This window comes from Streptomyces aquilus, assembly GCF_003955715.1.
Lineage (GTDB): Bacteria > Actinomycetota > Actinomycetes > Streptomycetales > Streptomycetaceae > Streptomyces > Streptomyces aquilus.
Genome location: NZ_CP034463.1, coordinates 8,305,152 through 8,324,596, shown reverse-complemented (window position 1 = coordinate 8,324,596; position 19,445 = coordinate 8,305,152). Strand labels below are relative to the sequence as shown.

Genomic DNA, 19,445 nt, shown 5'->3' with positions numbered 1-19,445 from the left:
CTCAGGCGGCCCCGCCCTTCTGCTCCTTGTCGTCGTCGACGATCTCCGCGTCCACCACGCCCTCCTCGTCGGGGGACGTGGTGGTCTGCTGTTCGGTGGCGTGCGGCTCCGGCTGCTGGGCCTGCGCGTACATCGCCTGGCCCACCCGCTGGCTGACGGTGGCCAGGTTCTCGACGCCGTTGCGCAGGGCCGTGGTGTCGGCGTTCTGCTCCAGGAGCGTCTTCAGCTCCGCGATCGCCGCCTCCACCTCCGCCTTGGTCTCGGCGGGGACGCGTTCGTCGTTCTCGCGGAGGAACTTCTCGGTCTGGTAGACGAGTTGCTCGGCCTGGTTGCGGGTCTCGGCGGCCTCCCGGCGTTTGCGGTCCTCCTCCGCGTACTGCTCGGCGTCCCGCATCATGCGGTCGATGTCGTCCTTGGGGAGGGCCGAGCCGCCGGTGACGGTCATCTTCTGCTCGCGGCCGGTCGCGAGGTCCTTCGCGGAGACGTGCATGATCCCGTTGGCGTCGATGTCGAAGGCGACCTCGATCTGCGGGACACCGCGCGGCGCGGGCGGCAGGCCGGTGAGGTCGAAGACGCCGAGCTTCTTGTTGTAGGCGGCGATCTCGCGTTCGCCCTGGTAGACCTGGATGCCGACCGAGGGCTGGTTGTCGGTGGCGGTGGTGAAGATCTCCGAACGCCGGGTGGGGATCGTGGTGTTGCGCTCGATGAGCTTGGTCATGATGCCGCCCTTGGTCTCGATGCCCAGGGACAGCGGGGTGACGTCGAGGAGGAGGACGTCCTTCACGTCACCGCGGACGACGCCCGCCTGGAGCGCGGCGCCGAGGGCGACGACCTCGTCCGGGTTGACGCCCTTGTGCGGGTCCTTGCCGGTGAGTTCCTTGACGAGGTCGGTGACGGCGGGCATCCGGGTGGAACCGCCGACGAGGATGACGTGGTCGACCGCGGCGAGCTTGATGCCGGCGTCCTTGACGGCCTGGTGGAAGGGGGTCTTGCAGCGGTCGAGCAAGTCGGCGGTGAGCTCCTGGAACTGAGCGCGCGTCAGTTTCTCGTCGAGGTGCAGCGGGCCTTCGGCGGAGGCGGTGATGTAGGGGAGGTTGATCGTGGTCTCCGACGAGCTGGACAGCTCGATCTTGGCCTTCTCGGCGCCCTCGCGCAGGCGTTGCAGCGCCATCTTGTCCTTGCCGAGGTCGATGCCGTACTGCCCCTGGAACTTCTTCACCAGGTGCTCGACGATCCGCTGGTCCCAGTCGTCGCCGCCGAGATGGGTGTCGCCGTTGGTGGCCTTGACCTCGATGACGCCGTCGCCGATCTCCAGGAGCGACACGTCGAAGGTGCCGCCGCCGAGGTCGAAGACGAGGACGGTCTGCTCCTCGCCCCGGTCCAGGCCGTAGGCGAGGGCGGCGGCCGTCGGCTCGTTGATGATCCGCAGCACCTTCAGGCCCGCGATCTCCCCGGCCTCCTTGGTGGCCTGCCGCTGGGTGTCGTCGAAGTACGCCGGGACGGTGATCACCGCGTCGGTGACGTCCTCGCCGAGGTAGGACTCGGCGTCCCGCTTCAGCTTCTGAAGCACCCGCGCCGACAGTTCCTGGGCCCGGTAGCGGGTGCCGTCGACGGACCCCTGCTCCGGGAAGCGCCAGCCGCCGTCCCCCATGTACCGCTTCACGGACCGGGCCGTCCGCTCCACGTTCGTCACGGCCTGCCGTTTGGCGACCTCTCCGACGAGCACTTCCCCGTTCTTGGCGAAGGCCACGACCGACGGTGTGGTCCTGGCCCCCTCCGCATTGGCGACGACCGTGGGGTCGCCGCCCTCCAGGACGGCCACCACGGAGTTCGTGGTCCCCAGATCGATCCCGACCGCGCGTCCCATCGCTGTCCCCTTCCGCCAGGGCACTTCCCGGACTCCAGCACAAAACTTGAGTGGGCTGTTGTCAATGCCGCGTACCCCGAAAGCCGCCTGCGCCGGAATCCGGGTACCCCGAAACGGCGGATGCCGCGCCCCCGAGGGGGACGCGGCATCCGGGAACGTACGGCTGTCAGGCCAGCTTCGCCGACAGGGTGATCGGCACGGCCTTGAGGGCCTGGCTGACCGGGCAGTTCACCTTGGCCTCCTCGGCCGCGGCGACGAAGGCGTCCTGGTCGATGCCGGGGACGGTGCCCTCGACGGTGAGGTGGATGCCGGTGATGCCCTCGCCCGGCTGGAAGGTGACGTCGGCGGAGGTGGTGAGCTTGGTGGGCGGGGTGCCGGCTCCCGCGAGGGCGTGCGAGAACGCCATGGAGAAGCAGCTGGAGTGGGCGGCCGCGATCAGCTCTTCGGGGCTGGTCTTGCCGTTCGCCTCCTGGGCGCGGGAAGCCCACGTCACCGGCTGCTGGGCGATGGCGCCGGAGGAGTCGAAGGAGACGACTCCGTTGCCCTCGAGCAGGTTGCCTTCCCAGACGGTGTGTGCGGAGCGCGTGGTAGCCACGGTTCTTCCTTTCAGACATGGGCCCATGTAGGGGTTCCGGGTCTCATCCGATCACATTCGGGCGCACCGCACCCGCCTAAGCCGCCCGCTGTTCGTCCTGGCGTTCCGGCAACGGCACCTGGGGGCCGCCCGACTCGTCCAGCCACCGGCGCAGGACGCGGTGGACGTGTTCGGCGCCGACGAGTTCCTCCGCGTCGGCGACCGGTGCGGAGAGGGCCACCGGCGACAGCAGGAACGGCCGTCCCTGCGCCCCGCCGAGCCCGCCGTGCGAGCCGATCTGCTCCTCGAACGCGAGCACCTCGCCCTCGCCCGGGTCGTACCAGGAGTTGACCATGATGTCGGCGGTGTGCGCGAAGCCGTGCGTGCGGCGTACGGCGTCGGCGGCACCCGGCCCGAAGGCGGCCAACGGGCCCGGATTCTCGTCCAGTTGGTCGACCGGGATCTCGGTGCCGAACGGCCCGAGCACCACCCCGCCGTGCTCCTCGCTGCGCACGAGGAGGAAGCCGATGCCGGGATGGTTGGCGAGCGTCGTCAGCAGCGCCGGGTGGCGGGCGTCGATCTCCTCCTTGCTCATCCGGTGCGGCACGTCCGGGAAGGAGACCAGCCCGAGGTTCCCGGACGCCAGCACGAGCGGCTCCGAGCTGCGGCGCGCGGGGCGGTGCTGCTCGCGGCCCTCCTCGACCGGCCGGCGCAGGGCGGCGCGGACGGCCGCGCGGGCCTCGGCGCCGCTGTGGGTGCGCTGCGCCTTGCGCGGCACGGGCAGTCCGCAGCCGGCCCGCACCAGGTCGCCGAGGGTGAGGCCGTAGCGGGCCCGGAAGGTCTCGCCAGGGCTCTGGCCGTGGTCGGACAGGACGACGATCCGGTACGGGCGGGGGGCGTGTTCGGCGACGTTCTCGATCAACGCCAGGGAGCGGTCGAGGCGTTCGAGGACCTTCTCGGCGTCCCGGCTCGTCGGCCCGGAGTGGTGGGCGACCTCGTCGTAGGCGACCAGGTCGGCGTAGACGGCGGTGCGGCCGGCGAGCATGTCGCCCATCACCGCGGCGACCACGACGTCCCGTTCGACGACGGTCGCGAAGGCGCGGATGAAGGGGTAGAGCCCGCCGCGTCTCACGCGCGGGCGGACCCGGTGGACGCGGCCCCGGGTCGACTGGCCGATCTCCCGCCCCACTTCCGCGACGAAGGACAGGGCGGTGCGCACGGCGTTGGCCGGGTCGGAGAAGTAGGCGAAGTAGCCCGCGCGGGACCGGGTCTCGCGGCTGCGGCGGCGGGTGGCGATGGACAGCACGAGCGCCTGCTCGTCGGCGCCGCCGCTGAAGAGGTTCCCGCGGCTGGCCCCGTCGACGCCGAGCAGCCCGTCGTCACCGGTGCGTTCGACCGCCCGGCGCTGGAGTTCGGCGGCGCTGGTGGGGCGGTTGCAGACCATCACCTCCCGGCTGTCCTTCTCGTACCAGCGGAAGGCCGGCACGTCCTCGTTGCTGCCGTGCAGGATGCCGAGCTGGCTGGCGCCGGTCTGGCTGGACCAGTCGGTGCGCCACGGGGTGAGCCGGTGGGTGCCGCCGTCGAGCCAGCGGGCGAGGGTCGGCATGACGCCCGTACCGACGGCGACCCGCAGGACGTCGTACCCGACGCCGTCCAGCTGGAGGAAGACCACCCCCGGGGCGGACGGGGCGGCGGGGCCGCCTCGGCGGCGGCGGTCGGCGAGCCGGTAGAGGCGGCGCCGGTAGGCGTCGTCGTCCCGCACGGCCAGGGCGGCGCCGGTCGCGGAGGCGACGGCCGACATCACGGCGGCGACCACGACCGCGGTCTCCCACGCGGCCGCGCCCCGCTCGGTCGGGTTCAGCCGCAGCGCCAGCAGGAGCAGGAAGCCGTTGAGGACGAAGACCAGCAGCCCGAGCACCAGGGCGGGCACGAGCAGCAGGAGGCGTACGAGGAGCGGCCAGACCAGCGCCGACAGGACACCGAAGGCACCCGCGCCGAGAGCCGCGGTGACGGCGATGTCGGTGGCGCTGTCGCCGTCCGCGGACCTGAGCTGGAAGTCCGGCAGGATGCCGGCGAGGACGAGCATGGTGATCGTGGAGACCGCCCACACCGCGACGCTCCGCCCCGCCTGACTGGCGACCCGCCGCCAACGCCCGCCTCGCACGCCCCGCACACCTCACGTCCCCGGCCCGTCGTCGGTGCGGGCCTGTACCCACCCTGTCACAACGGACGGAGGTTCCCCGGAGTCCCGGTGGGGCGGCTACCGGCCGTCGTACCCGGCCGTCGGCATCGACAGCCGGCGGTGGATGCTGGCCTTCATCTGGGCGTCGTACGACGGTTCCGCCGACCCCACCGTCTCCACGCGCACCCCGCGGCGGGCGCACTCGGCGAGGAACTCCTCGGTGGAGGACAGGGCGCTGTCCAGGACCCGGCGGCTGGGCGCGACGAACAGGTCGGTCCCGGGGCGGACCCCGTCCCAGAGCACGCAGTGGTCGGGGCGCAGGCCTCGGACGAGGAGTTCCCGGCTGACGATGTAGCCGCGCTCGGCGGCCCAGCGGGCACACATGGCGTGCTGGCTGCGGGAGTCCACCAGGAAGGGGTCGGCCTCCAGCTCCTCCAGCGGCGTCAGACTCGCGATCGCCGTGACGCGGACCGGTCCCATGGCGTCCCCCTCACCTCCGGGTTTCGCCGCCGACCCTACTCCTGCCCGTAGGCTTCGGGGAGTCGCGCGAAGGAGGCAAAGAGGTGCCGGTGGAGATCACCTGGTGGGGGCACGCCACCTGCACGCTCCAGGACTCGGACGTCCGTGTGCTGACCGACCCTCTGTTCGCCCGTCGTCTTGCCCATCTGCGCCGCCGTCGAGGCGCGGTGCCGCCGCCCGGCGCCTGGCGCGCGGACGTGGCGCTCGTCTCCCATCTGCACTCCGATCATCTGCACATTCCGTCGTTGGAGCGACTGGCCCCGGGCACGCGCCTGCTCGTGCCCCGGGGCGCACCCCGTGCGGTCCCCGGGCTCCGCCGGCTCACCCATCTCCAGGTCACCGAGGTGGCGCCGGGCGACGAGACGGTGATCGGCGACGTGGTCGTCCGCACGGTCCCGGCCCGGCACGACGGGCGGCGGCTGCCCGTGGGACCGCATCGCTCCCCCGCGCTCGGCTATGTCGTCGAGGGCGAGGCGCGGACCTACTTCGCCGGGGACACCGGCCTGTTCGACGACATGGCCAAGGAGGTCGGGCCGGTCGACGTGGCGTTGCTGCCGGTGGGCGGCTGGGGACCGTACCTCGGTGAGGGGCACCTGGACGCGGGGCGCGCCGCGGAGGCGCTGGCCCGTCTTGACCCGGTCAGCGCGGTGCCGGTGCACTACGGCACCTACTGGCCGATCGGGATGGACGCCGTACGCCCCCATGAGTTCCATGCCCCCGGCGCCGAGTTCGTGCGGCTCGCCGCCGAGCGTGCGCCCGGTGTGGCGGTGCATCTGCTGGAGCACGGGGAGAGCGTGCGCCCGGAGGTGGCCCGTTGACCGGGACATGGCTGGCGGCGGCCGTCAGGACGGTGCCGCCCGAGTCGACGCAGCAGGCGCTCGGGTATCCGTCGCTGTTCCTGCTGGTGCTGATCGGGGCGCTGGTACCGGTGGTGCCGACGGGGGCGCTGGTGAGTTCGGCGGCCGTGGTGGCGTTCCATCAGACGGCGCCGTTCGCGCTGGCGTTGGTCTTCGTGACCGCCTCGCTGGCGGCGTTCCTCGGGGACATCGCGCTGTACTGGCTGGGGCGGCGCGGGATGCGGTCGAAGAACGGGTCGCGGTGGCTGGAGGCGATCCGGTCCCGGGCGCCGGAGGACCGGCTGACGCAGGCGCAGGAGAAGCTGGCCGAGCACGGGGTGGCGGTGCTGGTGCTGTCCCGGATGGTGCCGGCGGGGCGGATCCCGGTGATGCTGGCCTGTCTGATGGCGAAGTGGCCGCTGCGGAGGTTCGCGCGGGGCAATCTGCCGGCGTGCCTGGCGTGGGCGGTGACGTACCAGTTGATCGGGATTCTGGGCGGGTCGCTGTTCGACGAGCCCTGGGAGGGTGTGGTGGCGGCGATCGTGCTCACGGTCGCGGTCAGCGTGGCGCCGAGCGTGTGGCGCCGGGTGCGCGGGACGGCGACGAAGGCCAAGGCCTGACGTCATCGCGCTCCGGCGGCGACAAGGAGTTCGGCGGTCCTGGGGTGCGGGCCGTGGTGCGCCCAGTCCAGAGGTGACCACCCCGTCCCGTGGTCCTCACGGAGGTTCGGGTCGGCGCCGTGCGCCAGCAGTTCTCGTACGGTCTCCACGTGGCCCCAGCAGGCGGCCGCGCACAGCGGCGTGCCCTGCGAGCCGTCGCCCGCGCTCTCCGTGTCGGGGGCGGCCCCGGCGCGCAGGAGCACGCGCGCGACCCCGGCCTCCCCCTGCACCGACGCGAGATACAGCGGGGTGGCGCCGTCGTCGTACGGTCGCTCGGCATCCGCTCCCCGCTTCAGCAGCGCCCGCACGCGGCCGGCGTCTCCCGCCAGGGTCGCCGCGAAGAGCTGACGGGAGAGCTTCTTCCGCTGTCGTCGCTTCATGGTGGGCGAGGCTAGCGATCACGAGGCCGGCGCGGCCATCGACTTTCGACCGCGGTCAGGCCCGGTCCAGCACCCGTGAACCGCCCACCGGCAGGTCCCACAGGTCCTCCCGCGCGAGCCCCGCCTTCTCCCAGGCCGCCCGCACCCGCGTCAGCGGCTCCAGCACCGGCTCCGCCGACAGCACGAACGTGCCCCAGTGCATCGGGGCCATCCGTCGCGCCCCGAGATCCTGGGCCGCCCGCACCGCCTCCTCCGGGTCGCAGTGCACGTCGCTGAGCCACCAGCGGGGGTCGTAGGCACCGATGGGCAGCAGGGTCAGGTCGATGCCGGGGTAGCGGCGGCCGATGCGGGCGAACCAGTGGCCGTATCCGGTGTCGCCGGCGAAATGGACCCGCCGGCCGTCCGGGTCCGTGAGGACCCAGCCTCCCCACAGGCTGCGGCAGGTGTCGGTGAGGGTGCGCTTGGACCAGTGGTGGGCCGGGACGAAGTCGAAGCGGACGCCCTTCAGTTCGGCCGCCTCCCACCAGTCGAGCTCGGTGACCTGGGTGAACCGGCGGCGCCGGAACCAGCCGGCCAGTCCCGCGGGCACGAACACCGGGGTGTCGCGCGGGAGTCGGCGCAGGGTGGGGGCGTCCAGATGGTCGTAGTGGTTGTGGCTGATGACGACCGCGTCCACGCGCGGCAGCGCGCTCCAGGCGATGCCGACGGGGGTGATGCGCGCCGGGGTGCCGAGGATACGACGGGACCAGACGGGGTCGGTGAGGACGGTCAGGCCGCCGATCCGGACGACCCAACTGGCGTGCCCCGCCCAGGAGACGGCGACGGTACGGGCGTCCACGCGGGGCAGCGGCGCGGGTGCGAACGGCAGCTTCGGGATGTCGGCGAGACCCTCGCGGCCGGGCCGCACGGAACCCTCGCGGGCGAACCGGGCCATGGCCTTGAGGCCGGGAAGCGGGGCGGTGAGCCGGTCGTGGAAGGTACGCGGCCAGAACCGGCGCTCGCCGAGGGGGCGGGGTTCGGCGAGCGGCGGGAAGGGCGGTGCGAAGGAGGATGCGGCCGTGGGAGCGTCGGGTTCCCGGACGGTGGTGGCGGCCGTCGGAGCGTCGGTTTCCCGGACGGTGGTGCGGGAACCGGCTGCGCTCGAACCGGCCGTACTCGTGGACTGCTGCGTCATCGAGGAGGCTCCCATCGCTGAGCGTCGTCGCGGAGATCGTCGAAGACCGACTTCAAAGTGATCAACGCACGGTGCACGTGTGGCAGTTCCAACGGTGTGGTCGAACTGAGGCATTCCTCGAGTTCCCCGTTCGTCCCGGCGAGCAACGCCCCGGTCGACAACCGCACCCGCAGCGCCCCCAGGTCGTCGCCGAAGCGATGACCGCCGGGGGCCGGCATCCCGAGCCGGGCGGCGAGGAACTCCTCCAGGTCCTGGGCGTCGCCGACGCCGTGCGCGCCGAGCGCGGAGCGCAGCGGGCCGAGGTCGACGTAGAGATGGCGGCCGGCCTGCGGGGGCCGGGCCAGGGCGCCGGCCGAGACGACGGCGGTGTGCGCGGCGGCGGCCACGCGCGCGTGCAGGCGTACGGCGGCGCCGACGCGGTCGGTCACGGGCGCGGGCTCCGGCAGCGCGTAGCAGGCCGCGGCGGCCACGGGGGCGGCCACCCGGGCGCCGAGGGCGGTGAGCACGTCGAGCACGCGCGCGTGGAGGCCGTCACCGACGTCCCCTTCGGGGAAGCGGGCGATCGCGGCGGGCCAGCCCGGCGGCAGCAGGGCGCCGGCCAGGTCGGTGACGACGGTGACCCGGTCGGGCAGCATCTCGGCGGGGCTCAGCCACATGGTGTCGTGCGGTGCGTGCACGGTGTCGCGCCAGGTCTCGTCACTGACCAGGTGCAGGCCCTCACCAGCGGCGGCCTCCACGGCCTCGTGCAGCACCTCGGGCGGCGCCACGGTGGCGGTGGGGTCGTCGGCCACGGACAGCACGAGCAGCCGCGGGTCACCGCCCTCCTCCCGCACCCGGCGCACGGTCTCCAGCAGGGCGTACGGGTCCGGGACACCGCCGCACTCCGCCGGTGTCGCCACGTGGAAGACGGGTCTTCCCAACAGGCGTGCGTACGGCGCCCACCAGGCCGCGCAGGGCCGGGGCACCAGGACGTCACCGCCGAGGGCGGCGGTCAGCGCGAGCAGCAGGGACGGGGCGCCGGGGGCCGCCACGACGCGCTCGGGCCCGGCGGACAGTCCACGCCGGGCCCAGTAGCCGCACGCCGCGTCCAGCAGCCCGGAACCGCCCCCTACGGGTTCGCTGCCGCCCTGAGCCGCCGCCGCGGCGAGCACGGCCGACAGCTCGGGCAGCACGGGCAGCCCGTCGTCCGGCAGCGGCGGGCCGTAGCGGACCGGGCCGTGGCCTTCCGGGTCCGTGCGCCGCATCCGTACCTCCGGGTGAGCTGCTGTGTCGCGGGGCCGTGGGGGGTCCTGTCCTTTCGGCGGGTACGGCGAGGGGCGTGCGCCGCCACGCTTCGCGTACCCAGGGTGGCGCACGCCGATGGGGTTCCGCTCAAGTTGCGCCGGTCACACCGGCCCCGCGGGACCGCCTCAGGCCTCCCCGCGCGGCGTCCTGCGGCGCACCCGGTACACGGCACCGCCGAGGGCGCCCGCGATGAGCACACCGCCCGCGACCAGCGCCGGCACGGAGTCGGTGAAGGCCCCGCCCGTGCCGGCGTGCACGCCTCGCTGGACCGGCGCGCTGGTACTGGCGCACGGCTCGACCCGCGGCTCGGTGCAGCCGTGCCCCGTACCGCCGCCGTCGGTCACGTCGAAGGTGGCGCTCCACGGCCTGCCCTGCGCCCCGGCCTCCGCCGGACACGCCCCGTCCACGGTCCACGCCGAGTCGTCCCCGTAGTCCTCCCCGGACGCGATCCGCGCGGTCCCCCGATAGGCGGGCCCGGCCGCGGCGTCGTTCCCGGGCACGCGCTGGAGCTGCACTGCCTCTTCGCCGAAGGCCTGGGACGTGGCCTCGATGGTCGCGGGCGCGGTACCGCCGACCGGGTCGCAGGAGACCGAGACGGTGACGCTGCCTTCCGGCTCGACGCTGGCGGGGCTGACCTCGGCAGCGGGGTCCGCGACAGCGACGGGCACGACACCGCCGAAAGCGGCACCCGCCAGAACGACGACGGACAGGGCACGCACGGTGCGGCGCATGAGGGGGGCTCCTTAGACCGCGGACAGGGTCACTGCACCCATCACAGCCCGCACACACGGAGGACGCGCGCGCCGGAGCCCCATTAGCGGGACAGATAGACGCCGACTGGGTGAACTCCCCCAGGGGCGCGGGGGTCTACACCGCGTCCCTCAGAACCTGCTCCCGCACCTTCCCGCAACACCGGCTGATCAGCCGCGACACATGCATCTGCGAGATCCCCAACTGCTCGGCGATCCGGCTCTGCGTCATGTCCCCGAAGAACCGCATGTACAAGATCGCCCGCTCCCGCTCAGGCAGCGCGGCGAGTCGCGGTGCGACCGACTCCCGGTCCACCACCGTCTCCAGCGCCGGATCCGGCGACCCCAGCGCGTCGCTCAGCGAGTACCCGTCCTCGCTGCCGGGCAGCTCCGCGTCCAGCGACAGCGCCGTGAAGCTCTCCAGCGCCTCCAGCCCGACCAGCACGTCCTCCTCGCTCATCCGCGCGTGCTCGGCGATCTCCGCGACGGTGGGCCGGCGGCCGGGGATGGTCTGGGACAGGTCCTGGCTCGCGAACCGCACCCGGTTGCGCAGCTCCTGCACCCGGCGCGGCACGTGCAGCGTCCACATGTGGTCGCGGAAGTGGCGCTTTATCTCGCCGGTGATGGTGGGCACGGCGTAGCTCTCGAAGGCGTTGCCGAGCTCGGGGTCGTAGCGGTCGACGGCCTTGACCAGGCCGAGGGCCGCCACCTGGCGCAGGTCCTCGAAGCTCTCGCCGCGGCTGCGGAACCGTCCCGCGAGCCGGTCGGCCATGGGCAGCCAGGCCTCGATGATCTCGCCGCGCAGGGTGTCGCGCTCGGGACCGTCGGGCAGTGCGGCCAGCCGCCGGAAGGCGTCCGCGGTGTCGGGGGCGTCGTCATGCGGGTGATGCTTCGCGCTCGTACGCGTGGACATGATGCGTCGCAACTCCCTTGGTCGTGCGCTGGGTTGCACGGTCACCGCGGGAAGGCCGGCCCGGACAGGCGCAGCCGTGGCGGCGAGTGGCCGCTCCCACGGACGTGCCTCCTGTCCGAAGCACTGACCGTGCGCCTGCCCCCGGCCCCCGCCCGCAAACCCGGGCGCAGGTTTTCCCGGGCGCCCTGGGGTGACTCGGAAGGCGCTGCCTGTGCATGTCCGACGTCCGGGAGGTTTTCTCCATGAGCACCAAGGTCTCCGACCACATCCTCGAGCGGCTGCGCGAATGGGGTGTGGAGCATGTGTTCGGCTATCCCGGCGACGGCATCAACGGCCTGCTCGCCGCGTGGGGCCGGGCCGAGAACCAGCCGCGGTTCGTGCAGTCGCGGCACGAGGAGATGTCGGCGTTCGAGGCGGTCGGTTACGCGAAGTTCAGCGGCCGCGTCGGAGTGTGCGCGGCGACGTCGGGGCCCGGCGCGATCCATCTCCTCAACGGCCTGTACGACGCGAAGCTGGACCATGTGCCGGTGCTGGCGATCGTCGGCCAGACGCACCGCACCGCGATGGGCGGCTCGTACCAGCAGGAGGTCGACCTGCACACGCTGTTCAAGGACGTCGCCTCGGACTTCGTGGAGACGGTGACGGTCCCCGAGCAGCTGCCGAACGTGCTGGACCGGGCGCTGCGCACCGCGTACGCCCGCCGCGCACCCACGGCGATCATCATTCCGGGCGACGTCCAGGAGCTCGACTACTCGCCGCCCACGCACGAGTTCAAGATGGTCCCCTCCAGCCTGGACCGCAGCGCGTGGACGGCCGTGCCGTCCGAGGAGTCCCTGAACCGGGCCGCCGAGATCCTCAACTCCGGTGACAAGGTCGCCGTGTTGGTCGGTCAGGGCGCGGCGGGGGCGCGGGCGGAGGTGGAGCGGATCGCCGAGCTGCTGGGCGCCGGCGTCGCCAAGGCGCTCCTCGGCAAGGACGTGCTCAGCGACGAACTCCCGTACGTCACCGGCTCGATCGGGCTGCTCGGCACGCGTCCGTCGTACGAGCTGATGCGGGACTGCGACACCCTGCTGACCATCGGATCGTCCTTCCCCTACACGCAGTTCATGCCGGAGTTCGGCAAGGCGCGCGGGGTGCAGATCGACATCGACCCGCACATGGTCGGGATGCGTTATCCGTACGAGGTGAATCTCGTCGGCGACGCGAAGGCGACGCTGGAGCGGCTGATCCCGCTGCTGAACGGCGCGGAGCGCGGGCGTCAGTGGTACGACACGGTGTGCGACAACGTGCGGCGCTGGCGTGAGGTGATGGGGCGGCGGGCGGAGCTGTCGGCCGACCCGATCAACCCGGAGTACGTGGCCGCCGCCCTGGACCCGCTGCTGCCCGGCAACGCGATCGTCTCCTCCGACTCGGGGTCGGCGGCCAACTGGTACGCCCGCCATCTGACGATGCGGCCCGGCATGCGCTCCTCGCTGTCCGGCACGCTGGCGACGATGGGCTGCGGGGTGCCGTACGCCATCGGCGCGAAGTTCGCGCATCCCGACCGGCCGGCGATCGCGCTGGTCGGGGACGGGGCGATGCAGATGAACGGCCTCGCGGAGCTCATCACCGCGGCGAAGTACAAGGACCTGTGGGAGGACCCCCGGCTGGTGATCGGGGTGTTCAACAACCGCGACCTCAACCAGGTCACCTGGGAGATGCGGGCCATGGAGGGCGCCCCGTCCTTCCTGCCCTCGCAGGAGCTGCCGGACGTGCAGTACGCCGCGTTCGCCCGCTCGCTCGGGCTGACCGGCATCCGGGTGGAGAAGCCCGAGGACGTCGAGGCGGGCTGGCGTGCGGGTCTTGAGGCGGACGGGCCCGCGGTGATCGAGTTCCTCACCGACCCGGCCGTACCGCCGATCCCGCCGCACGCGACCTGGGACCAGATGGAGGCGACGGCCGCGTCGATCCTCAAGGGCGACGCGGACCGCGGGTCGATGATCAAGCAGGGGCTGAAGGCGAAGGTGCAGGAGTTCCTGCCGGGCCGGGACAAGAAGTAGACGGCGTCACGAGAACAGCGCCTGGATGTCCGGCTTCTTGTCGCCGAAGAGGCCGTCCTGTTCGCCGAGGGAGGCCAGCTTCTCCAGGGAGGCCGTGTCGACCTCGGCGGGCCAGGCGGGCAGGGTGAGCGTGTCCAGCAGGCTCGCGTCGATCTTGGTGTAGGTGGTGAGGATCTGCCGCGCCTCGTCGGGATGCCGGGAGGCGTACTCCAGCGACTCGGCCATCGCCTCGGTGAACTTCTTCACCAACCCGGGGTTGCGCTGGGTGATCTGGGTCGAGGTGAAGTACGTCGCCACGGTCAGCTTCGGGTCGGTCTCGGCGAACGGGGACGCCACGATACGGGCGCCCTGCTGTTCGGCGATGGACTTGGCCGGGTCGCCCATCCAGGCGGCGTCGACGCGTCCGCCGTCGAGGGCGGCGGGCATCTGGTCGAAGGGGATCTCGACGAACTTCACCTTGTCGGGGTCGCCGCCCGCCTTGCGCACGGACTCCCTGACCGTCGTACTCCCGATGTTCTGAAGGGTGTTGACCGCGACGGTGTGTCCGGCGAGGTCCTTCGCCGACTTGATGGAGCTGTCCTTCTTGACGAGGACACCGGTGACGTCGGCACCCACCTTGCCGTTGGAAGCGGCGCCGTTGACCACGGACTTGACCGGGACGCCCTTCGTCTGGGCGATCATCAGCGACGTGGTGTTGCTGAACCCGAACTGGAACTGCCCGCTCACCACGCCGGGGATGATCGCGGCGCCGCCCTGCGCGGTCACGGTCTTCAGCTCGATGCCGCGGTCGGCGAAGAAGCCCTTCTTCTGCCCGAGATACAGGGGTGCCACGTCGATGATGGGGATGATGCCGACGGTCACCTGCGTGGTCTTGCCTCTACCGGCGGGCGAGGCGGTGCCGCTGCCGGAGTCGGAGGAACCGCAGCCGGCGGCGCCGACGAGCATCGCCGCGAGGAGAAGTCCGAGTGTGCGCCGCCGTTGCATGGGCTCCCCCTGGAGACTCGGACGGTCGAACCACCAATGGTGCGCAGATTCTTGACGCCCGCAATCTACACGCCCACCTTGACCGTGTCAGTCCCCTGGACCGAGGGGAAACCGCGCGGAGTTCAACTCTCCCGCGGCTCCGCGAGCGGCACCAGCTCCCTCACCTCGTCCCGCTTCTCGGGCAGCAGCAGCTCCTCGTAGCGGCCCAGTGCCAGCACCACGCCGAGCATGACGAACGGGATCAGCACAGCGAACATCGCCATGACGGTTCCTTCCCCGGGATGGCGTGGGGGGCGTTGGGGGGTGTCCGGCGGGTCTCCCCCGAACCGGAAGGCAAACCCCCGTGTCGGCGGCGCGTGCTCGGGTACGCGGTGGCCACCCCCGAACTTCTGGAGGGAAAGTCATGCAGCGAGGCAGCGACCGACTGAGCCGCCACCGCGACGACGAGATGAAACACGAGCTCCAGGGGCTGCTCCGATCCGGACACCCCACCCGCACCGAGGAATGGCACGACCCCGAGCCGACCGCCGACGACGATCCCCAGCTCGCCGGCGGCCCGGTGGCACCGGGCGGCTCCGGCGCGTCCCTGGGCACGGTCCGCCAGGAACTGGCCCGCCATCTGACGCGCAGCGCGTTCCCGGCGCCCCCGAGGCACCTGGCCGGCGCCCTGCGCCGCGCGTACGCCCCGGACCCCCTGGTCGAGGCCGTGGAACAGCTCCCTTCCGGGCAGCACTACGGAACCGTCCAGGAACTGGCCGAGGCGCTGGTGGCGGAGCAGGCGTAGCGGCGCACGCAGGGGGCTCATCGCCGCCCCGCGTACGCGTGCCGACCGACGCCCCCCGGAACGGCGTGCCACGCCGCGAGCCCCGCCGAGCAGGGCGCTCGGGCCCCCGGTGAATCGCGGCGGCGCGAACTCGTCGCGTCAGCCGGGCGGCGCGCATAGGGGCTCGGCCCAGGGGTACTGCGGGCGGCGTCGGGTCGGCTCCGGCCGCGGTGTCCCCGTCGGCCGGGAAACGGACGGAGGAAGGTCCCCAGTGATGGCTGAATTCGTGAGGGACGTCATGACACCGGGGGTGGTCGCGGTCCGCCCCGACGCCTCGCTCGTCGAGGCGGCGCAGCTGATGCGGGCGCAGGACATCGGCGATGTCGTGGTGGCCGACGGCCAGGAGATCGTCGGGGTGCTCACCGACCGTGACATCACGGTACGGGCGGTCGCCGAGGGCGCCGATCCGCTGACGACGAGCGTGCGCTCGGTGTGCAGCGCCGAGCCGGTGCTGGTCGCCCCGCAGGACCCGGTGACGGCCGCGTCGGCGCTGATGCGGGCGCATGCCGTACGCCGGTTGCCGGTCGTCGAGGACGGGCTGCCGGTCGGCATGGTGAGCCTGGGCGACCTGGCGGAGGCGGAGGCCCCCGGCTCGGTGCTGGCCGACATCAGCCGAGCCGACCCGGACAGCAGGCCGGGCACCCCGCCCGACTCCGGGAGCTACGGCGGAAGCCCGCCCGGAGTCCGGTCCGAGCGGCAGGGACGGGGCGGCCTGTGAGCCGGGACCGCGCCGCCGAGATCAGCGCCTACGGCAACGCCGTGGACGTCCGCGAGGCCACCACCCGCTATCTGCTCTACGGACTGCTGCCCAGCTGGTTCGTGCCCGGTCTCGCCGACTGGGTCATGCACCGGCGGACCCGCATCGAGGACACCGCGGGCACCAAGGAGTCACTGATCCACTCCCTGATGATGGCCGAGGTCGGCATCCCGATCGCGGCCACCCTGCGCTACGAGGTCAACCCGGCGCTGCTCGCGGTGCAGTTGGGCGGCGCCGCGGTGCACGAGGCCACCGCGCTGTGGGACGTACGCACGGCCGTGCGCAGCGAGCGTGAGGTCAGGCCGGTCGAGCAGCACATCCACAGCTTCCTGGAGTCGCTGCCGTTCGCCGCGCTGGCCTCACTGATGTGTCTGCACGCGGACCAGGTGAAGTCGCTGCTGCGCGGCGGGCGCGGCGATCCGGACGCCTGGCGGCTGGTGCCGCGCCGCCCGCAGCTGTCCCGCGGCTACATCGCGGGCATCACGGCCGCGATCGGCGCCTGTGTGCTGCTGCCGTACGGAGAGGAACTGCTGCGCTGCCGGCGCGCGGCGCGGCGGAGCAAGAAGCGCGCGACGAGCGACGAGGCTCACTGGCGTGCCACCGGCCAGGGACGTCGAGGCACCGCCCTCCGGCGTGCCATCGGCAGGTGCCGTTGAGGCGTCACTCATCGACTCGCCACGAAAGGACGGAGACATCATGCGTATCGCATTCCTGACCGCACCCGAAGGCGTCGAGCAGATCGAGCTCACCGACCCGTGGCAGGCCGCCGTGGACGCGGGGCACGAACCCGTGCTGGTGTCGACGAAGGCCGGGGAGATCCAGGCGTTCGAGCACCTCGACAAGGCGGACACCTTCCCCGTGCAGGAGGTCGTGGGCGAGACGTCCGCCGACTCCTTCGACGGCCTGGTGCTGCCCGGCGGGGTCGCCAACCCGGACTTCCTGCGGACGGACGAGAAGGCGGTCGGTTTCGTACGGGACTTCTTCGACCAGGGCCGCCCCGTCGCGGCGATCTGCCACGCCCCGTGGACGCTCGTCGAGGCGGACGTGGTCCGGGGCCGGGTGCTGACCTCCTGGCCGAGTCTGCGGACCGACATCCGCAACGCGGGCGGCAGTTGGGTCGACGAACAGGTCAAGGTCTGCGACCACGGCCCGAACAAGCTGGTCACCAGTCGCAAGCCGGACGACCTGAAGGCGTTCTGCGAGACCTTCCTGGACGTCTTCACCAGGGAGGCCGCCTGATGACGGACCGCAAGCAGCAGCAGCGCGAGGGCTTCCGGGCGGACGACCCCACGGCAGGACCGCTCACCACCGACCAGGGTGTGGAGGTCGACCACACCGACGACTCGCTCGCCGCCGGGGAGCGCGGTCCGACCCTGATGGAGGACTTCCACTTCCGGGAGAAGCTCACCCGCTTCGACCACGAGCGCATCCCGGAGCGGGTGGTGCACGCGCGGGGCGCGGGCGCCTACGGCTACTTCGAACCGTACGAGTCCTGCGCGGAGTTCACCCGGGCGGCCTTCCTCCAGGACCCGGCCGTGCGCACCCCCGTCTTCGTGCGGTTCTCGACCGTGCAGGGCCCGAAGGGCTCCGCGGACACGGTGCGGGACGTGCGCGGCTTCGCGACCAAGTTCTATACGTCCGAGGGCAATTACGACCTGGTCGGCAACAACTTCCCGGTCTTCTTCATCCAGGACGGCATCAAGTTCCCGGACTTCGTGCACGCGGTGAAGCCGGAGCCGCACAACGACATCCCGACCGGCGCGTCGGCCCACGACACCCTGTGGGACTTCGTGTCGCTCCAGCCGGAGACGCTGCACGCGATCATGTGGCTCATGTCGGACCGGGCGATCCCGCGCAGCTACCGCATGATGCAGGGCTTCGGTGTGCACACCTTCCGGTTCGTGAACGCGGAGGGGCGCGGCACGTTCGTGAAGTTCCACTGGAAGCCGAAGCCGGGCGTGCACTCGCTGGTGTGGGACGAGGCGCAGGAGTGCCAGGGCCGCGACCCGGACTTCAACCGGGGTGACCTGTGGGACGCGATCGAGGCGGGCGAGTACCCGGAGTGGGAGCTCGGCGTCCAACTGGTGCCGGAGGAGGACGAGTTCGCCTTCGACTTCGATCTGCTGGACGCCACGAAGCTCATCCCGGAGGAGCAGGTGCCGGTACGGCCGATCGGCCGGATGGTGCTGGACCGCAACCCGGAGAATTTCTTCGCCGAGACCGAGCAGGTCGCCTTCCACACGGCCAACGTGGTCCCCGGCATCGACTTCACCAACGACCCGCTGCTCCAGGCCCGCAACTTCTCCTATCTGGACACCCAGTTGATCCGGCTCGGCGGCCCCAACTTCGCGCAGCTGCCGGTGAACCGGCCGGTGGCACCGGTGCGGACGAACCAGCGCGACGGGTACGGGCAGAGCAGGATCCACAGCGGTACGAACTACTTCCCGAACTCTCTCGGCGGCGGCTGCCCGGCCCACGCGGGCGCGGACGGTCACGCGTACACGCACTACGCGGAACGCGTCGACGGCGCCAAGATCCGGCGCCGCAGCCCGAGTTTCCAGGACCACTACAGCCAGCCGGCGATGTTCTGGCACAGCATGGCGCCCTGGGAGCGGCAGCACATCGTGGACGCCTTCCGGTTCGAGCTCGGCAAGGTCGACGCGATGAGCGTGCGGACCCGTACCGTCGAGCAACTCGCTCATGTGAACGGCGAGTTGGCGGCCGCGGTGGCCCGGGGCATCGGGGTGCCGGAACCGACCCCCGCCGAGGCGGCCCCGAACAAGGTGCTCTCCCCCGCGCTCAGCCTGGAGTCGCTGCGCGGCGACGGCTCGATCCGCACCCGGCGGATCGCGGTGCTGGTGGCCGACGGCGTGGACGGCGAGCAGGTGACGTCGGTGAAGGAGGCGCTGACCGCCGAGGGCGCGATCGTCGAGGCGCTGGCCGCGCGGGACGGCACGGTCACCGGCGCCGACGGCGAGCCGTACCAGGTCGACCGGGCGCTGCCGACCGTGGCCTCCGTGCTGTACGACGCCGTCCTGGTGCCCGGCGGTCCGGTGGGCACGCCGCCGACCGTCTCCGACCAGGACGCGATGCGCTTCGTGCGGGACGCCTACCGGCACGGCAAGCCGGTGGGCGCGCTCGGCTCGGGGGTCGGGGTGGTGACGGCCCTGGAGCCGGAGGGGGTGCGGCTGTCCGCACAGTTCCAGGAGGTGGTCGCCGACCAGGGCGTGGTCACGGACACCTCCCCCGGCCCAGCGAATGGGGAGTTCCTGCGGGCCTTCGTCACCGCGGTCGCGGCCCACCGCCACTGGGACCGGCCACCGGCCCACCACTAGGGCCCGTCCGGCGGATCAGGTCGCCGGCGCGGCCCGGCCGGACCCCGGCCCGGGCCGCGTCGGCGGGCAGGTCAGACGCGGGGCGACTCCGCGGGCCCGCGACCCCGCTCCCGGGCCCCCGCGCGCGTGCGGCCCGCGGCGATCAGGCGCTGCGGGTTGCGCCGCAGGTACTCGCCCTCCAGCTCGGCCATCCGGCCGTTGTGGGCGCGCAGTGCGTCGCCCGACCCGTAGAGGAGGGTGTCGTGGCGCGTGCGGTGGATGTTCTCCAGCTCTTTCATGAGCTGCTGATCGTCCAGGCGGCTGGGGTCGACTCCGGTCATGGCGGTGTCCCACTCTTCGTGTTCGTTCATGGGGTTCGGGTACCCGCCCG

At 72.3% G+C, this 19,445-nt stretch carries 20 protein-coding genes; 8 read left to right on the top strand and 12 right to left on the bottom strand.

What is annotated here, in order from left to right:
* Position 1: 1 nt before the first annotated feature.
* The 4 genes from dnaK to EJC51_RS38150 form a co-directional block, all read right to left on the bottom strand.
* Positions 2–1,867, bottom strand: a complete 1,866-nt coding sequence (dnaK, locus tag EJC51_RS38165) for a molecular chaperone DnaK (protein ID WP_126275232.1) — start codon at positions 1,865–1,867, stop codon at positions 2–4.
* Positions 1,868–2,033: 166 nt separating this feature from the next.
* Positions 2,034–2,462, bottom strand: a complete 429-nt coding sequence (locus tag EJC51_RS38160; RefSeq protein WP_059195267.1) for an OsmC family protein — start codon at positions 2,460–2,462, stop codon at positions 2,034–2,036.
* Between the two features lie 76 nt (positions 2,463–2,538).
* On the bottom strand, positions 2,539–4,614 hold the full coding sequence (locus EJC51_RS38155; protein WP_126275231.1) for a phage holin family protein: 2,076 nt from the start codon (positions 4,612–4,614) through the stop codon (positions 2,539–2,541).
* An 87-nt stretch (positions 4,615–4,701) separates the two neighbouring features.
* Positions 4,702–5,103, bottom strand: a complete 402-nt coding sequence (locus EJC51_RS38150) for a hypothetical protein (RefSeq protein WP_126275230.1) — start codon at positions 5,101–5,103, stop codon at positions 4,702–4,704.
* An 83-nt stretch (positions 5,104–5,186) separates the two neighbouring features.
* Between EJC51_RS38150 and EJC51_RS38145 the strand changes: the two genes are divergently transcribed.
* Together EJC51_RS38145 and EJC51_RS38140 are read left to right on the top strand one after the other, a co-directional pair.
* Positions 5,187–5,960 (top strand): MBL fold metallo-hydrolase, encoded by a 774-nt coding sequence (locus tag EJC51_RS38145; RefSeq protein ID WP_126275229.1) that lies wholly within the window; start codon positions 5,187–5,189, stop codon positions 5,958–5,960.
* A complete protein-coding gene (locus EJC51_RS38140; protein WP_244363036.1) occupies positions 5,957–6,598 on the top strand; it encodes a DedA family protein in 642 nt (213 codons plus the stop codon). Before EJC51_RS38145 ends, EJC51_RS38140 begins: the two co-directional genes overlap by 4 nt.
* Before the next feature lie 2 nt (positions 6,599–6,600).
* On the opposite strand, the gene EJC51_RS38135 is transcribed toward EJC51_RS38140, so the two are convergent.
* The 5 genes from EJC51_RS38135 to EJC51_RS38115 all read right to left on the bottom strand — a co-directional run bounded on the left by EJC51_RS38135 (position 6,601) and on the right by EJC51_RS38115 (position 11,137).
* The gene (locus tag EJC51_RS38135; RefSeq protein ID WP_126275228.1) at positions 6,601–7,017 is read right to left on the bottom strand and encodes an ankyrin repeat domain-containing protein; all 417 of its coding nucleotides are present in this window, start codon (positions 7,015–7,017) and stop codon (positions 6,601–6,603) included.
* 55 nt (positions 7,018–7,072) lie between these two features.
* On the bottom strand, positions 7,073–8,191 hold the full coding sequence (locus EJC51_RS38130; RefSeq protein ID WP_126275227.1) for an MBL fold metallo-hydrolase: 1,119 nt from the start codon (positions 8,189–8,191) through the stop codon (positions 7,073–7,075).
* Positions 8,188–9,435, bottom strand: a complete 1,248-nt coding sequence (locus EJC51_RS38125) for an aminotransferase class I/II-fold pyridoxal phosphate-dependent enzyme (protein WP_126275226.1) — start codon at positions 9,433–9,435, stop codon at positions 8,188–8,190. The genes EJC51_RS38130 and EJC51_RS38125 overlap by 4 nt, the downstream gene beginning before the upstream one ends.
* 165 nt (positions 9,436–9,600) lie before the next feature.
* A complete protein-coding gene (locus tag EJC51_RS38120) occupies positions 9,601–10,206 on the bottom strand; it encodes a hypothetical protein (RefSeq protein WP_126275225.1) in 606 nt (201 codons plus the stop codon).
* Between the two features lie 136 nt (positions 10,207–10,342).
* A complete protein-coding gene (locus EJC51_RS38115; RefSeq protein WP_126275224.1) occupies positions 10,343–11,137 on the bottom strand; it encodes an RNA polymerase sigma factor SigF in 795 nt (264 codons plus the stop codon).
* 242 nt (positions 11,138–11,379) lie between these two features.
* Between EJC51_RS38115 and EJC51_RS38110 the strand changes: the two genes are divergently transcribed.
* Positions 11,380–13,176 carry a thiamine pyrophosphate-requiring protein gene (locus EJC51_RS38110; RefSeq protein ID WP_126275223.1) on the top strand — a complete coding sequence of 599 codons (1,797 nt, stop codon included), beginning with the start codon at positions 11,380–11,382 and terminating at the stop codon, positions 13,174–13,176.
* A 6-nt stretch (positions 13,177–13,182) separates the two neighbouring features.
* On the opposite strand, the gene EJC51_RS38105 is transcribed toward EJC51_RS38110, so the two are convergent.
* Complete coding sequence (locus EJC51_RS38105; RefSeq protein WP_126275222.1) at positions 13,183–14,160, bottom strand: ABC transporter substrate-binding protein; 978 nt, start codon at positions 14,158–14,160, stop codon at positions 13,183–13,185.
* A 122-nt stretch (positions 14,161–14,282) separates the two neighbouring features.
* The gene (locus EJC51_RS47955; protein ID WP_165951367.1) at positions 14,283–14,423 is read right to left on the bottom strand and encodes a hypothetical protein; all 141 of its coding nucleotides are present in this window, start codon (positions 14,421–14,423) and stop codon (positions 14,283–14,285) included.
* A gap of 140 nt (positions 14,424–14,563) precedes the next feature.
* On the opposite strand from EJC51_RS47955, the gene EJC51_RS38100 reads away from it, so the two are divergent.
* The 5 genes from EJC51_RS38100 (at position 14,564) to EJC51_RS38080 (ending at position 19,075) form a co-directional block, all read left to right on the top strand.
* A complete protein-coding gene (locus EJC51_RS38100; RefSeq protein WP_097270670.1) occupies positions 14,564–14,944 on the top strand; it encodes a DUF2795 domain-containing protein in 381 nt (126 codons plus the stop codon).
* Positions 14,945–15,197: 253 nt separating this feature from the next.
* Positions 15,198–15,701, top strand: coding sequence for a CBS domain-containing protein (locus tag EJC51_RS38095; protein ID WP_126275221.1), 504 nt, complete (start codon positions 15,198–15,200; stop codon positions 15,699–15,701).
* Positions 15,698–16,396, top strand: coding sequence for a diguanylate cyclase (locus tag EJC51_RS38090; protein ID WP_126275220.1), 699 nt, complete (start codon positions 15,698–15,700; stop codon positions 16,394–16,396). The genes EJC51_RS38095 and EJC51_RS38090 overlap by 4 nt, the downstream gene beginning before the upstream one ends.
* 40 nt (positions 16,397–16,436) lie before the next feature.
* Positions 16,437–16,979: a type 1 glutamine amidotransferase domain-containing protein gene (locus tag EJC51_RS38085; protein WP_126275219.1), complete on the top strand. Its 543-nt coding sequence runs from the start codon at positions 16,437–16,439 to the stop codon at positions 16,977–16,979.
* The gene (locus tag EJC51_RS38080) at positions 16,979–19,075 is read left to right on the top strand and encodes a catalase (RefSeq protein WP_126275218.1); all 2,097 of its coding nucleotides are present in this window, start codon (positions 16,979–16,981) and stop codon (positions 19,073–19,075) included. Before EJC51_RS38085 ends, EJC51_RS38080 begins: the two co-directional genes overlap by 1 nt.
* Before the next feature lie 71 nt (positions 19,076–19,146).
* Here EJC51_RS38080 and EJC51_RS38075 read toward each other — a convergent pair whose 3' ends face one another.
* The gene (locus EJC51_RS38075; RefSeq protein ID WP_126275217.1) at positions 19,147–19,425 is read right to left on the bottom strand and encodes a DUF6158 family protein; all 279 of its coding nucleotides are present in this window, start codon (positions 19,423–19,425) and stop codon (positions 19,147–19,149) included.
* Between the last annotated feature and the right edge of the window lie 20 nt (positions 19,426–19,445).

What these genes read in the sequence shown, in the direction of transcription:
- dnaK (WP_126275232.1), bottom strand. Translation starts at nt 1,867, where the DNA reads ATGGGACGCGCGGTCGGGATCGATCTGGGGACCACGAACTCCGTGGTG.
- EJC51_RS38150 (WP_126275230.1), bottom strand. Translation starts at nt 5,103, where the DNA reads ATGGGACCGGTCCGCGTCACGGCGATCGCGAGTCTGACGCCGCTGGAG.
- EJC51_RS38135 (WP_126275228.1), bottom strand. Translation starts at nt 7,017, where the DNA reads ATGAAGCGACGACAGCGGAAGAAGCTCTCCCGTCAGCTCTTCGCGGCG.
- EJC51_RS38130 (WP_126275227.1), bottom strand. Translation starts at nt 8,191, where the DNA reads ATGACGCAGCAGTCCACGAGTACGGCCGGTTCGAGCGCAGCCGGTTCC.
- EJC51_RS38125 (WP_126275226.1), bottom strand. Translation starts at nt 9,435, where the DNA reads ATGCGGCGCACGGACCCGGAAGGCCACGGCCCGGTCCGCTACGGCCCG.
- EJC51_RS38120 (WP_126275225.1), bottom strand. Translation starts at nt 10,206, where the DNA reads ATGCGCCGCACCGTGCGTGCCCTGTCCGTCGTCGTTCTGGCGGGTGCC.
- EJC51_RS38115 (WP_126275224.1), bottom strand. Translation starts at nt 11,137, where the DNA reads ATGTCCACGCGTACGAGCGCGAAGCATCACCCGCATGACGACGCCCCC.
- EJC51_RS38110 (WP_126275223.1), top strand. Translation starts at nt 11,380, where the DNA reads ATGAGCACCAAGGTCTCCGACCACATCCTCGAGCGGCTGCGCGAATGG.
- EJC51_RS38105 (WP_126275222.1), bottom strand. Translation starts at nt 14,160, where the DNA reads ATGCAACGGCGGCGCACACTCGGACTTCTCCTCGCGGCGATGCTCGTC.
- EJC51_RS47955 (WP_165951367.1), bottom strand. Translation starts at nt 14,423, where the DNA reads ATGGCGATGTTCGCTGTGCTGATCCCGTTCGTCATGCTCGGCGTGGTG.
- EJC51_RS38100 (WP_097270670.1), top strand. Translation starts at nt 14,564, where the DNA reads ATGCAGCGAGGCAGCGACCGACTGAGCCGCCACCGCGACGACGAGATG.
- EJC51_RS38095 (WP_126275221.1), top strand. Translation starts at nt 15,198, where the DNA reads ATGGCTGAATTCGTGAGGGACGTCATGACACCGGGGGTGGTCGCGGTC.
- EJC51_RS38085 (WP_126275219.1), top strand. Translation starts at nt 16,437, where the DNA reads ATGCGTATCGCATTCCTGACCGCACCCGAAGGCGTCGAGCAGATCGAG.
- EJC51_RS38080 (WP_126275218.1), top strand. Translation starts at nt 16,979, where the DNA reads ATGACGGACCGCAAGCAGCAGCAGCGCGAGGGCTTCCGGGCGGACGAC.
- EJC51_RS38075 (WP_126275217.1), bottom strand. Translation starts at nt 19,425, where the DNA reads ATGAACGAACACGAAGAGTGGGACACCGCCATGACCGGAGTCGACCCC.